Below are 12,134 nucleotides of genomic sequence, written 5' to 3'. Positions count from 1 at the left end.
ACCTCCTCCATGGCCGGCGGTTCTGTGGTGCCGGTCCTCAGTTCCTGTGCCCGGATGGCGGCCGCCCCGGGCTGACGTTTCATGCGGGCGGGCCGGCGTGGCCGGTCAGGCGGGCAGGATGCGCGCCTCCTGCAGATGGCGCAGCCACCATTCCAGCATGGCGGCGCTGTCGACGCAGTCGCCGAAGCCGGCCTGGCGGATCTTGATGGTGCTGACCAGCGAGGCGGTCTGCTCCTCGCGGCTGAAGGCGAAGTCGGCGAACTGCCAGGAGGCGCCGACCAGCTCCGCGAGGGTTCCGGGCCGCAGCCCGTGGCGCGCGACGATGCGCTGCCAGACCGGCTCCTTGTCGACCATCAGCGCCGTCAGCGGCATCGGGTGCGGCGCGCCGATCTCCATGCCGAAGACGCGCGCCACCACCGGCCAGAGGCCGCGCCAGGTCAGCACGTCGCCATTCGCCACGTTGAAGATCTGGTCCCGCGCCGCCTCCGCCCCGGCCGCCCAGAGCAGGGCCGAGGCCAGCAGCCGGGCATCCGTCGCCTCGGTGATGCGGTCGCCCCGGCCGGGATAGACCAGTGGCAGGCCAAGCTCGCGGCTGATCGCGGCATAGGCGCCGATCGCCGCCAGCAGGTTCATGGCGCTGCCGCGCGCATGGCCGATCACCGCCTGCGGGCGCAGCACGGTCCAGTGCCAGCCGCCGCGCGCGGCCCGCTCGCGCAGCAGATCCTCCTGCGCCCAGTAGAAGTTCGGGTGCATGTGGCGGGGCGCGTCCTCCCGGCCGGGGATCGGCATCTGGCCGAGATGCACGCCATAGGCCTTGGTGCCCTGCAGCACCGCGACATGCCGCAGCGGCCCGCCCTCCAGCCCGGCCAGGGTATGGGCCAGCATGGCGCGGTTGGTCTCGATCTGCTCCGCGTCCAGCCAGCCGGCCCGCAGCGCCGGCTTCTCCTGCAGCGCCGCATAGACCAGGTGCGTGACGCCGAGGCCGGGCAGCGTGGCGCGGCAGGCCGCCGCGTCCATCAGGTCGAGCGCCAGGAAGCGCGCGCGCGTCCCGAAGTCGGGCGGCCGGCGGGACAGGCCGATGACCTCCCATCCGGCGGCCTCGAAGCGTTGCAGCGCCGCGCGCCCGACCAGCCCCAGCGCGCCGGCGACGAGAAGGGTGCCCGGCATGGGCTCAGCCCGCCCCGGTCAGGCGCCGAACGAGCGGGCGCCAGCGGTCCATCTCGCTCCGCAGGAAGGTGGCGAATTCCTCCGGCGTGCCACCGGCGGCATACTGCCCCTCGGACAGCAGCCGCTCCTGCAGCGCCGGGTTCTCCAGCCCCTTCTGCGCCGCCGCGTTCAGCTTCGCCACCACGCCCGCGGGCGTCTTCGCCGGCGCGAGCAGGCCGAACCAGGTCTGCGCCACCATGTCCGGCCCGTGTTCCGAGACGTTCGGGATGTCGGGGGTCACGGCGAGGCGCCGGTCGCCGGTCCAGGCGACGATATGGCCGCGGCCCGAGCGATGCGCGGCGAGGCCCGAGCTGCCGCCGACGACGATGACGTCGAGCGTGCCGGCCATCAGGTCGGTGAGCTGCTGCGCGTCGCCGCGATAGGTGATCTCGGTCAGCCTGATGCCGAGCCCCTCGAAGGCGACGATGGCGGCGATGTTGTTGAAGCTGGTCGGACCGTTGGAGCCGTAGTTCAGCTTGCCGGGCTGGGACTTCGCCAGCCTGATGAAACCGTCGAGGTCGCGCGGCAGGCCGTCGCGCACCACGATGGCGAAGGGCAGCTTGCTGCACAGCACGATGGGCGCGAAGTCCTCGAACCGGTAGGGCAGCTTGTCGGGCAGCAGCGGGTTGAGCGTCAGCGTCGTGCCCGAGGACATCAGCAGGGTGTGGCCATCGGCCGGGGCGCGCGCCACGGCATCGGCGCCGATCACCGTCTGCGCGCCGGGCTTGTTGTCGATCATCACCGGCTGGCCGAGCGCCGGCGCCATGCGGTCGGCCAGCGTCCGCGCCATGACATCGGTGGCGCCGCCGGGCGGAAAGGGCACGACGATGCTCACCGGCCGGCCCGGAAAGGCCTCCGCCGCGCGGGCCGGGGCCGCCGGCAGCAGGGTCGGCGCCGCGAGCAGGCCGGGCAGGCCCGCCAGGATGGTTCGTCTCAGCATCGGTCTTCTCCCCTGGACACGGCCGCTTCTGCCGGCGGCGCGTTGTCGTTCAGCGTTCGGTCATTCGAGCAGGCTGTCGCGCAGCGCGGCGAGGCGGCGCGCATCCAGGCCCAGCGCCGCCTCCAGGAAGGCGGCGGTATCGGCATGACCGGCGAGCGCGGTGTCGAGCGCGGCGTCGAGCAGCGGCGCGTGGGCGCGCATCAGCGCCTCGGCCACCGCCGGCGGCGTGGTCGGCGGCAGCAGGCCGCTGCCGGTCCAGAAGCGGTTGGTGGCGAGGTAGTCCTCCCGGATCACCTCGCGCGGCACGCCGAGCGCGGTCAGCAGCAGCGCCGCGCCGAAGCCGGTGCGGTCCTTGCCGGCGGTGCAGTGGAAGGCCAGCGGCAGCCGCCCCGGCTCCGCCACCAGGGCGAGCAGGGCGCGGTATTGCGGCAGCTTGTCGGTGGCATAGGCGCGATAGGCCTCGGCCAGCAGCGACACGACATCCTCGCCCGTCGCCTGGCCATGCTCCAGGATGTCGCGCAGCGAGGCGCCGACGGTGGGCTCGATCGGCAGCGAGACCACGTCGGGCGCCGGATCGGGCAGGCGGGAGGGCATGCGGGCGCGCTCGCGCTCGCCGCGCAGGTCGCAGACGGTGCGCAGGCCGAGGCGGCCGAGCGCCAGCAGGTCGGCCTCCGTCAGGGCACCGAGGGCGGAGGCGCGGAACACCAGCCCGAAGCGGACCCGCCGCCCGTCGACGGCGCGGTAGCCGCCGAGGTCGCGGAGGTTGGTGCAGCCCTCCAGCGCCAGCCGGCGCGGCAGCTCGGGAACCGCCCCGCTCATGCCGCCGCCTCCTCCGCCATCTGCACGATGCCGGCGGCGCGCAGCCGCTCCAGCTCGGCGGCATCGAGGCCGAGCCGCTCCGCCAGCACCGCGGCCGTGTCCTGGCCGAGGCGCGGCGGCGCCAGATCGTAGCGCGGCGGGGTGCGGCCGAACCGCACCGGGTAGCCGATGACGGTGACCGGCGTGCCGTCCTGGCGCCGCATCTCGCGCAGCAGGCCGCGCGCCGCCACCTGCGGATCGGCCAGCACCTGGTCGATGGTGTTGATCGGCCCGCCCGGCACGCCGGCCGCGTCCATCGCGGCCAGCAGGTCGGCCGCCTTCCAGGGCGCGATGGCATGCGCCAGCGTCACCTCCAGCTCGCGGCGGTGGCGGGCGCGGCCGGCATTGGTGGCGAAGCGCGCGTCGGCCGCCAGCGCCTCGAGCCCGAGCAGGCGGCACAGCGCCCGGAACTGCCCGTCATTGCCGCAGGCGACGATGATGTAGTCGTCCGCCGCGGCGAAGTCGCGATAGGGCACGACGTTCGGGTGGTCGTTGCCCAGGCGCCGGGGCGTGACGCCGCCGACCAGGTAGTTCATCGCCTGGTTGACCAGCACCGAGAGCTGGCTGTCGAGCAGGGCGCAGTCGAGATGCTGGCCGAGGCTGCTGCGGCCCCGCTCGTTCAGCGCGGCGAGGATGGAGACGGTGGCGTAGAGGCCGGTGAACAGGTCGCTGACCGGGATGCCCACCTTCATCGGGCCGCCGCCCGGCACGCCGTCCGGGCGGCCGGTGATGCTCATCAGCCCGCTCAGCCCCTGCACCAGGAAGTCGTAGCCGCCGCGCGCGGCATAGGGGCCGGTCTGCCCGAAGCCGGTGATGGAGCAATAGATCAGGCGCGGGTTTCCGGCGCGCAGGCTGGCGGCGTCCAGCCCGTACTTCGCCAGCCCGCCGGTGCGGAAGTTCTCCACCAGCACATCGGCCTCCGCCGCCAGGCGGCGCACCAGCGCGGCGCCCTCCGGCTGCGCGAAGTCGATGGCGAGCGAGCGCTTGTTGCGGTTGGCGCAGAGATAATAGGCGGCGTCCGGCCGGGCCGAGCCATCCTCCAGGAAGGGCGGGCCCCAGCCGCGCGTGTCGTCGCCGCGCCCCGGCTGCTCGACCTTCAGCACCTCGGCGCCGAGATCGCCCAGGATCTGGGTGGCCCAGGGCGCGGCGAGCACGCGCGACAGGTCGAGCACCTTCAGGCCCGCCAGCGGCGCGGCGCCGCTGTCCTCCACCCCGCTCACGCGTCCTCTCCCCGTCCTGTCCGCCGCGCTCCGCCCATGCGGGCCCTCCCCTCGCCGCCTCGCACCAAGGCACAAGGCATGAATTTCATTCGTTGAAATTGAATTTCAGAACAGTATGGCATAGGGAATGTGGGCCGTGAACGGCGAATCCGCGGCCGCCCGCCGGCCCGCCCGCTGTCCCAGGGAGCCTCGAGGCGCCATGCCATCCTACGATCCCGTCACGGCGTTGCTGCGCGGCCTCGACGTGCTGCGCCTGGTCAACCGCCTGCCCCGCGCCACGGTGCGCGAGATCCACCAGGCCACCGGCCTCAGCCAGCCCACGGTGGTGCGGATGCTGGAGACGCTGATCCATGCCGGCTTCGTCACGCGCCAGCCGGGCCAGCCCTTCTATCTGCCGACCGGCCGCACTCTGGAGCTCTCGGCCGGCTACGAGATGCAGCGCGAGGTCGGGATCGCCGCCACGCCGACGATGACCGCGCTGCGCCAGCGCATCGGCTGGCCCTCCGACATCGCGGTCTTCGACGGTGACGCCATGGTGGTGGTGCATACCAGCCGCGACGAGGGCGGCCGCTTCCTGTTCCAGCGCCGGCCCGGCTTCCGCGCCCCGATCCTGGCGACCTCGCTCGGCCTCGCCTTCCTGGCGCATTGCGGCCCGGCGGAGCGGGAGCGGGCGCTCGACCTCGCCGCCCGCTCGCGCGAGCCCTGGGACGCGGTGGCACGGCAGCCGGAGGCGCTGGCGGCGCTGCTGCAGGACATCCGCCGGCGCGGCTACGCGGTGATGAACGAGGCCTATTCCCGCCGCGACTACGGCGGCCTGGCCTGCTCCATCGGCGTGCCCGTCCTGGTGCGGGAGGAGGCGGTGGCGGCGCTGAACCTGATGTATCTGCGCGAGGCGATCGACGAGACGACCGTGGTGGCGCGCTTGCTGCCGGCGCTGCGCCAGGCGGCGGGCGAACTCGGCGGGATGCTGGCCGGGCTGTGGCACCCGGAGGGCGCGGCGGCGGACGACCACCCGCGGGCCTGAGGGGCGGTTCAGCCTTGCCGCCCGACCGGCTGCTTACGGACCATCTGATTGGAAGACGGAGGGGGAAACCTGCGCGGTGGTGGAGCTGAGGGGAATCGAACCCCTGACCTCCTCATTGCGAACGAGGCGCTCTCCCATCTGAGCTACAGCCCCACACGCGCGGTGGCGGGCTTATCGCGGAGGTCGCAGAACAAGTCAAGCGGCGCTTGCCGCCGCCCCCCGGGCTTCGTAGATGGAGGCCTCACCACAAGGGGATGGCGATGTACGCGGTGTTCTGGTTCCTCGATCAGGCGATCGGTCTCTATGTCTGGGCTTTGATCATCGCGGCGGTGTTCAGCCTCCTGGTGGCCTTCAACGTGCTCGACACCCGCAACCGCTTCGTCTGGGCGGTGGGCGACTTCCTCTACAAGATCACCGAGCCGGCGCTGCGGCCGATCCGGAACTTCCTGCCCAATCTCGGCGGCATCGACATCTCGCCGATGATCCTGATCCTGCTGCTCTATGCCTTCCGCATCTTCCTCTGGACCACCCTCTGGCCGCTGGTGGCCGCCTGACGGCCGCGGTGCCAGGGGCGGAGGCAGGGGCGGAACCGCCGAAGGGCTGGCGCGGCCTCCCCGGCGGAGTGGAGCTGCGGGTCAAGGCCCAGCCCAGGGCCCGGCGGGAGGGCATCCAGGGCTGGATGGAGGCCCTGGGCGGACCGCGCCTGCGGGTGGCGGTCAATGCCGCGCCGGAGGATGGCCGCGCCAACCGGGCGATCTGCGCCCTGCTCGCCGCCGCCCTGCATGTCCCCCCTTCCGCCATCGCGGTGGTGCACGGCGCGGCATCGCGCGAGAAGACCTGCCGGATCGAGGGCGACCCCCTCCGACTGGCCGAGCAACTGGAGAGAATCGAATGACCGCGCGCATCATCGACGGCAAGGCCGTGGCCGCGGCGCTGCGGGCGCGGATCGCCGCCCGGGTCGCCGCCCTGCCCTATGCTCCCGGCCTGCGGGTGGTCCGCGTGGGCGACGACCCGGCCAGCGGCGTCTATGTCCGCAACAAGGACCGCGCGGCGCAGCAGGCGGGGCTCGACAGCGCCACGATCCAGCTCCCGGAGGACACCAGCGAGGCGGCGCTGCTCGATGTCGTGCGGCGGCTCAACGCCGATCCGGCCGTGGACGGCATCCTGGTCCAGCTCCCGCTGCCGGCGCAGATCCGCGCCGCCACCGTGCTGGAGACGATCAACCCGGCCAAGGACGTGGACGGGTTCCACGCCGTCAATGCCGGCCGGCTGGCCACCGGGCAGAAGGGGCTGGTGCCCTGCACGCCCAAGGGGGTGATGCACCTGCTGGCCGCCGCCGGCACGCCGCTCGCGGGGGCGCGGGCGGTGGTGCTGGGGCGGTCCAACATCGTCGGCAAGCCGATGGCGGCGCTGCTGCTCGCCGCCGATGCCACCGTGACGGTGGTGCATTCCCGCACCCTGGACCTGGCCGGCGAATGCCGCCGGGCGCAGATCCTGGTCGCCGCCGCCGGCCGGCCGGAGATGGTGAAGGGCGACTGGATCGCCGAGGGCGCCACGGTGATCGATGTCGGCATCAACCGCCTGCCCGACGGCCGGCTGGTGGGCGATGTCGATTTCGCCGCGGCGCGCGGGCGGGCGGGCGCCATCACCCCGGTGCCCGGCGGCGTCGGCCCGATGACCATCGCCTGCCTGCTGGAGAACACGGTGGACGCGGCCGAGGCGCGGCGGGGGTAGGACACCAGAATCGTCATCCTCCCGCCTCCGAAGCGTCACCGGGGCGTAGCACGGCCGTTCTAGGCCCGGCTGCGCACAGCGTGATGCCAGGAGACCGCCGATGACATCCCCCACCCGCCCCCTGCTGGGCGCCGCCCTCAGCCTGAAGGGCATCGCCCTGCACCGCGACTGGCTGCTGGAGCGCCAGCGCGACATCGAGATCCAGGACCTGCACAGGGCCGAGGTGCTGGACGGCGACTGGCTCGAGGTCGCCCGGCGGGTGCGCGCGGCGCTCGACGGGCATACCGGCCGGCGCGGCCTGCACGGCCCCTTCTGGGGCTTCAAGATCGATTCCCACGACCCCGAGATCCGCGCCGTGGTCACCCGCCGGCTGCTGCAGGGCCTCTCCGCCTGCGAGGCGGTGGGCGCCGACCAGATGGTGCTGCACTCGCCCTTCACCACCTGGGACCACAACAACCTCGACGCCTTCGAGGGCGCCCGGGAGCAGCTCCTGGAGCGGGTGCGGCTGACGCTGCGCGAGGTGATCGCCCGCGCCGAATCCCAGGGCTGCACCCTGGTCATCGAGAATATCGAGGACAAGGACCCGCGCGACCGCATCGCCCTGGCGGCGGCGCTGGACAGCACGGCGGTGCGCGTCTCGCTCGACACCGGCCACGCGCATTACGCCCATTGCAGCACCGGCGGCCCGCCGGCGGATGTGCATGTGCGCCTGGCCGGCCAGGCGCTGCACCATGTGCACCTGCAGGACACCGAAGGGTATGCCGACCGCCACTGGCCGCCCGGGCGCGGCACCATCCGCTGGGGCGCGCTGTTCGAGGCGCTGGCCCAGTCCGCCCCGGCGGCGCGGCTGATCCTGGAACTGCGCGACCCGGCGACGCTGCGCGAGGGCGCGGCCTATCTGACGGGGCTCGGCCTAGCCGAGTGAGTTGCGGCCGGGCCCCAGGGGGCGCTCCCTTTGGGGCCCGGCCCATCCGAGGCCGGCGCGCTTCCCGTTCGCGCCGGCTCGCCCGATCCGGTGATGCCACCGGATCGGGATCTGCTCTAGCGCGTCACCGCGCCATGCGCCGCGAAGCAGGCCATGTCGAGGATCTGTGCGACGCTGCTGCCCAGGTTGATGAGCTGCACCGGCTGCGACAGCCCGACCATCAGGGGCCCGATGGTCGTCGCGCTGGTCAGGTGCGGCACCGCCTTGGTCAGGATATGGGCGGCGTGCAGCCCGGGCATGACCAGCACATTGGCCGGCCCGGTCAGGCGGCAGAAGGGATAGAGCGCGCGCAGCTGCGGGTTCAGCGCCACATCCGCCGCCAGCTCGCCGTCATACTCGAAGTCCGCCCCCTGCTGGTCGAGCAGCCGGACCGCCTCGCGCACCGGGCCGGTGATGGTGCCGCCGGGATCGCCGAAGGTGGAGAAGGAGAGGAAGGCGACGCGCGGCTCCAGCCCCAGCTTGCGCGCCTCCGTCGCCGATTGCCGGGCGATGCAGGCGAGGGTCGCGGCGCTCGGCCGCTCATGGACGGCGGTATCGGCGATCAGCACCGTGCCGGAGCGCCGCGCCAGCATCAGCGTCAGGCCGAAGAGCACCGTCTCCGGCGCCGGATCGATCGCCAGCATGACGTTCTCCAGCGTCGCGCCGGTCGAGCGGGTGACGCCGGAGACCATGGCGTCCGCATCGCCCATCGCCACCATGCAGGCGGCGAAGGCATTGCGGTCCTGGTTCACCAGCCGCTGGCAGTCGCGGAACAGGAAGCCCTGGCGCTGCTTGCGGGCATAGAGGAACTCCGCGTAGCGCCGGTTGCTGCCCGAAAGCCGCGCGTTGTGGATCTCGATCCCCTCCGGCAGCGGGATGCCGAGCGCGGCCACGGTCGCCGTGATGCGGTCCTCGCGCCCGACCAGGACCGGCGTGCCGTAGCCCGCGTTGCGGTAGGCGATGGCGGCGCGGATGATCTTCTCCTCCTCGCCCTCGGCGAAGACCACGCGCTTCGGGTTGGCCTTGACCCGCTCCGTGATGGTCTCCAGCGCGTTGATCCCGGCATCGAAGCGCCCGGCCAGCTCGCGCGCATAGCGCTGCGGGTCGATCAGCGGCTTGCGCGCCACGCCCGATTCCATCGCCGCCCTCGCCACCGCCGGCGAGACGCGGGCGATCAGGCGCGGGTCGAAGGCATGCGGGATGATGTAGTCCGGCCCGAAGCGCAGCCCCTTGCCGCCGCCCGCGCCCGCCACCTCCTCCGGCACGTCCTCGCGCGCCAGCATGGCCAGCGCCTCGGCCGCGGCGATCTTCATCGGCTCGTTGATCGTGCTGGCGCGCACGTCGAGCGCGCCGCGGAAGATGAAGGGGAAGCCGAGGACGTTGTTGACCTGGTTCGGATAGTCCGAGCGGCCGGTGGCGATGATGACGTCGGGGCGCACGGCGCGCGCCTCGTCCGGGGTGATCTCGGGGTCCGGATTGGCCATGGCGAAGATGATCGGGTCCTTCGCCATCGACCGCACCATCTCGGGCGTCACCGCGCCCTTGACGGACAGGCCGAAGAAGGCGTCCGCGCCCTCCAGCGCCTGGGCCAGCGTGCGGCGGTCCGTGGCGACGGCATGGGCCGACTTCCACTGGTTCATGCCCTCCGTGCGGCCGCGCCACAGCACGCCCTTGGTGTCGCACATCAGGATGTGCTCGGGCCGCATGCCCATCGCCTTGACCAGCTCGGCGCAGGCGATGGCGGCCGAGCCGGCGCCGTTGATGACGAGCTTCGTCTCCGACAGCGCCCGCCCGGTGAGGTGGCAGGCATTGATCAGCCCGGCGGCGGCGACGATCGCCGTGCCGTGCTGGTCGTCATGGAAGACCGGAATGTCCATCAGCTCGCGCAGGCGCTGCTCGATGACGAAGCACTCGGGGGCCTTGATGTCCTCGAGGTTGATGCCGCCGAAGGAGGGCCCGAGGTAGCGCACGGCGTTGACGAACTGGTCGACATCCTCGGTGTCGATGCAGAGATCGATGGAATCGACGTCGGCAAAGCGCTTGAACAGCGCCGCCTTGCCCTCCATCACCGGCTTGCCGGCCAGCGCGCCGAGATTGCCGAGGCCGAGCACCGCCGTGCCGTTGGAGATGACCGCCACCATGTTGCCCTTGGCCGTGTAGTCATAGGCCAGCGCCGGGTCGCGGTGGATGTGCAGGCAGGGCTCGGCGACGCCGGGCGAATAGGCCAGGCTGAGGTCGCGCGCCGTGGCGAGCGACTTGGTGAGGCGGATCTCCAGCTTGCCAGGCTTGCCCTCGGCATGCAGGGCGAGCGCCTCCTCGGCGGTGATGCGCGCCGTGCGCGTATCCCCCGGTGCAATCGATTTCGCGTCGTCCATAACCATTCCCCGGCTACCGCAGTGATCGCCTCTTTATGAGCGGGGAAGCAGGAAGTGGAAAGCCGGCCGCTTCGCGACTGCGAGATAAGGTCGCGCAGCTCTCGTTCGGTGAAAGGAAATTTCACCCTGTGAGACATCCGGCCGCGGCGCCGGCGGATGGGGGGCGGCGCGCGGCCCGGTCAGGGGCCGGCCGCGCGCCGCCGCCCGATCAGCTCCGCCGCACGTTCCAGGGATAGGGCGCGGTGCCTTCCAGGATGCCGGTCAGGTCGCTGCGGAAGGCGGTGCGGAGCGTGAACTGGCCGAGCGGCATGGTGGAGACCTCCTCCAGCCCCAGCCGCCCGAGCTCCAGCGCGGCCTTGCGCTGCGCCGCCTCATCCGCGGCGAAGAGCCATTCCTGGGTCAGCGCCTCGGCGCGGTCGTTCTTCCACCAGCCGAACCAGCCGGCCTCGCCCTGGCCCCGGATCAGCGGCGACATCGCCGGGCTGCCGTAGAAGTTGGCCGGGCCAGTGGTGTGGAAGATGCTCCAGCCGCCCTTCTCCACCGGCTCGCGCGAGTTGCGCCGCTGGATCACCGTGCCCCAGTCGCTTTCCGCCAGCTCGACATTCATGCCGATGCGCTGCAGCGCATCCGCCGTCACCTGGCCGAGCGGGCCGATGTCGGGGAAGTCCGTCGGGTTGATGATGACCGCCTTCTGGCCCGTGTAGCCCGCCTCCTTCAGCATGGCGCGGGCGTGGTCCAGGTCGCCCGGCATCAGGTCCGGGTGGTCCTGGTAATAGGGAGTGTGCTTCGGCCAGATGCTGCGCGTCCCGGTCCAGACGGAGGTATCGTCCCCCTGGGAGGCGCGCATGTAGTTCTCCTGGATGACCGAGGCCAGCACGGCGCGGCGCAGCCTCACGTCGCTGAAGGGCGCGTGCAGGCAGTTCAGCCGCGCCAGCGCCAGCCGCCCGGCCTTGTCCGTCACCTCGCGGCGGATCTGGCGGTTGCGCGCCAGCATCGGCTGCAGGTCGGCCATCGGCCGCTCCCACCAGTCCACCTCGCCGTTCATCAGCGCGCCGGCGGCGGTGGCGGCATCGGGGATGATCAGCCATTCGATGCGCCGGAAATGCGCCACCTTGCCGCCCGTGGCCCGCTCCGGCGCCTCCTGGCGCGGCACGTAGCCGTCGAACTTCTCGTAGACCACGCGGCTGCCGGAATTGTACTCGCCGTCCAGGAAGCGATAGGGGCCGGAGCCGGTCATCTCCGTCACCGCCTTGCCCGGATCGGTCTGCGCTAGGCGCTCGGGCATGATGAAGGGCACCGAGGCCTCGGTCTTGCCCAGCGCGGTCAGCAGCAGCGGGAAGGCCCGGTCGAGCCGGATCTCGAAGCTGCGGTCATCCACCACGCGCCAGTCGCGGATGATCGCCGCCACGAGCTGGCCGAAGGCGTCGCGCGCCATCCAGCGCTTCAGGCTGGCCACGCAGTCGCGTGCCCGCACCGGCTCGCCGTCGTGGAACCGCAGCCCCTCGCGCAGGCGGAAGCGCCAGAGCCGGCCATCCTCCAGCACCTCGTGGCCCTCGGCCATCTGCGGCTTCGGCTGCAGGGTGGCATCGAGCGAATACAGCGTGTCGAAGACGTAGTAGCCGTGGTTGCTGGTGACGGTGGCGGTGGTCCAGACCGGGTCGAGCGCCGAGAGATTGGCCTGCGGCACGAAGCGCAGCGTGGCCGCGCGGGCATCCTGCGCCAGGGCGGGGCGCGCCAGGGGAGACGCGACGGCGCCACCCAGCAGGGCGGCGCCACCCAGGGCCCCGGTCTTCAACAGGCTGCGGCGGTGCAT

Annotated in this window: 11 protein-coding genes and 1 tRNA gene; 5 read left to right on the top strand and 7 right to left on the bottom strand. The window is 72.4% G+C overall.

Annotated elements, in window-relative coordinates:
* Positions 1–105 precede the first annotated feature (105 nt).
* The 4 genes from ACF3NH_RS07965 to ACF3NH_RS07950 are packed head-to-tail and all read right to left on the bottom strand — an operon-like array spanning position 106 to position 4,224.
* Positions 106–1,167 carry an SDR family oxidoreductase gene (locus ACF3NH_RS07965; RefSeq protein WP_422922458.1) on the bottom strand — a complete coding sequence of 354 codons (1,062 nt, stop codon included), beginning with the start codon at positions 1,165–1,167 and terminating at the stop codon, positions 106–108.
* A gap of 4 nt (positions 1,168–1,171) precedes the next feature.
* The gene (locus ACF3NH_RS07960; RefSeq protein ID WP_422922457.1) at positions 1,172–2,146 is read right to left on the bottom strand and encodes a tripartite tricarboxylate transporter substrate binding protein; all 975 of its coding nucleotides are present in this window, start codon (positions 2,144–2,146) and stop codon (positions 1,172–1,174) included.
* A gap of 60 nt (positions 2,147–2,206) precedes the next feature.
* Positions 2,207–2,965, bottom strand: a complete 759-nt coding sequence (locus ACF3NH_RS07955) for a tyrosine-protein phosphatase (protein ID WP_422922456.1) — start codon at positions 2,963–2,965, stop codon at positions 2,207–2,209.
* The gene (locus tag ACF3NH_RS07950) at positions 2,962–4,224 is read right to left on the bottom strand and encodes a CaiB/BaiF CoA transferase family protein (RefSeq protein ID WP_422922455.1); all 1,263 of its coding nucleotides are present in this window, start codon (positions 4,222–4,224) and stop codon (positions 2,962–2,964) included. The genes ACF3NH_RS07955 and ACF3NH_RS07950 overlap by 4 nt, the downstream gene beginning before the upstream one ends.
* Before the next feature lie 199 nt (positions 4,225–4,423).
* On the opposite strand from ACF3NH_RS07950, the gene ACF3NH_RS07945 reads away from it, so the two are divergent.
* Positions 4,424–5,248 (top strand): IclR family transcriptional regulator domain-containing protein, encoded by an 825-nt coding sequence (locus ACF3NH_RS07945; protein ID WP_198365123.1) that lies wholly within the window; start codon positions 4,424–4,426, stop codon positions 5,246–5,248.
* Between the two features lie 77 nt (positions 5,249–5,325).
* On the opposite strand, the gene ACF3NH_RS07940 is transcribed toward ACF3NH_RS07945, so the two are convergent.
* Positions 5,326–5,401 (bottom strand) — tRNA-Ala (locus tag ACF3NH_RS07940).
* A gap of 107 nt (positions 5,402–5,508) precedes the next feature.
* Between ACF3NH_RS07940 and ACF3NH_RS07935 the strand changes: the two genes are divergently transcribed.
* The 4 genes from ACF3NH_RS07935 to ACF3NH_RS07920 all read left to right on the top strand — a co-directional run bounded on the left by ACF3NH_RS07935 (position 5,509) and on the right by ACF3NH_RS07920 (position 7,907).
* Positions 5,509–5,802 carry a YggT family protein gene (locus tag ACF3NH_RS07935; protein WP_198365107.1) on the top strand — a complete coding sequence of 98 codons (294 nt, stop codon included), beginning with the start codon at positions 5,509–5,511 and terminating at the stop codon, positions 5,800–5,802.
* 68 nt (positions 5,803–5,870) lie between these two features.
* Positions 5,871–6,143 carry a DUF167 domain-containing protein gene (locus ACF3NH_RS07930; protein WP_370591929.1) on the top strand — a complete coding sequence of 91 codons (273 nt, stop codon included), beginning with the start codon at positions 5,871–5,873 and terminating at the stop codon, positions 6,141–6,143.
* Positions 6,140–6,982: a bifunctional methylenetetrahydrofolate dehydrogenase/methenyltetrahydrofolate cyclohydrolase FolD gene (gene folD, locus ACF3NH_RS07925; RefSeq protein WP_422922454.1), complete on the top strand. Its 843-nt coding sequence runs from the start codon at positions 6,140–6,142 to the stop codon at positions 6,980–6,982. The genes ACF3NH_RS07930 and folD overlap by 4 nt, the downstream gene beginning before the upstream one ends.
* A 100-nt stretch (positions 6,983–7,082) precedes the next feature.
* Complete coding sequence (locus ACF3NH_RS07920; RefSeq protein WP_198365104.1) at positions 7,083–7,907, top strand: sugar phosphate isomerase/epimerase family protein; 825 nt, start codon at positions 7,083–7,085, stop codon at positions 7,905–7,907.
* A 116-nt stretch (positions 7,908–8,023) separates the two neighbouring features.
* Here ACF3NH_RS07920 and ACF3NH_RS07915 read toward each other — a convergent pair whose 3' ends face one another.
* Both ACF3NH_RS07915 and ACF3NH_RS07910 read right to left on the bottom strand, forming a co-directional pair.
* Entirely contained in the window at positions 8,024–10,321 is a 2,298-nt protein-coding gene (locus tag ACF3NH_RS07915; RefSeq protein WP_198365103.1) for an NADP-dependent malic enzyme, read from the bottom strand.
* A gap of 208 nt (positions 10,322–10,529) precedes the next feature.
* Positions 10,530–12,134 carry an ABC transporter substrate-binding protein gene (locus ACF3NH_RS07910; RefSeq protein ID WP_422924739.1) on the bottom strand — a complete coding sequence of 535 codons (1,605 nt, stop codon included), beginning with the start codon at positions 12,132–12,134 and terminating at the stop codon, positions 10,530–10,532.

Origin of the sequence: Pseudoroseomonas sp. WGS1072 (assembly GCF_049340465.1) — a bacterium.
GTDB lineage: Bacteria > Pseudomonadota > Alphaproteobacteria > Acetobacterales > Acetobacteraceae > Pseudoroseomonas.
Note: the sequence above shows the minus strand (reverse complement) of the source record. Positions and strands in the feature narration are given on the sequence as shown.

Excerpts from the sequence above, each read along its gene's own strand:
- folD (WP_422922454.1), top strand. The coding sequence starts at position 6,140 with ATGACCGCGCGCATCATCGACGGCAAGGCCGTGGCCGCGGCGCTGCGG.
- ACF3NH_RS07960 (WP_422922457.1), bottom strand. The coding sequence starts at position 2,146 with ATGCTGAGACGAACCATCCTGGCGGGCCTGCCCGGCCTGCTCGCGGCG.
- ACF3NH_RS07920 (WP_198365104.1), top strand. The coding sequence starts at position 7,083 with ATGACATCCCCCACCCGCCCCCTGCTGGGCGCCGCCCTCAGCCTGAAG.
- ACF3NH_RS07965 (WP_422922458.1), bottom strand. The coding sequence starts at position 1,167 with ATGCCGGGCACCCTTCTCGTCGCCGGCGCGCTGGGGCTGGTCGGGCGC.
- ACF3NH_RS07935 (WP_198365107.1), top strand. The coding sequence starts at position 5,509 with ATGTACGCGGTGTTCTGGTTCCTCGATCAGGCGATCGGTCTCTATGTC.
- ACF3NH_RS07955 (WP_422922456.1), bottom strand. The coding sequence starts at position 2,965 with ATGAGCGGGGCGGTTCCCGAGCTGCCGCGCCGGCTGGCGCTGGAGGGC.
- ACF3NH_RS07910 (WP_422924739.1), bottom strand. The coding sequence starts at position 12,134 with ATGCACCGCCGCAGCCTGTTGAAGACCGGGGCCCTGGGTGGCGCCGCC.
- ACF3NH_RS07915 (WP_198365103.1), bottom strand. The coding sequence starts at position 10,321 with ATGGACGACGCGAAATCGATTGCACCGGGGGATACGCGCACGGCGCGC.
- ACF3NH_RS07945 (WP_198365123.1), top strand. The coding sequence starts at position 4,424 with ATGCCATCCTACGATCCCGTCACGGCGTTGCTGCGCGGCCTCGACGTG.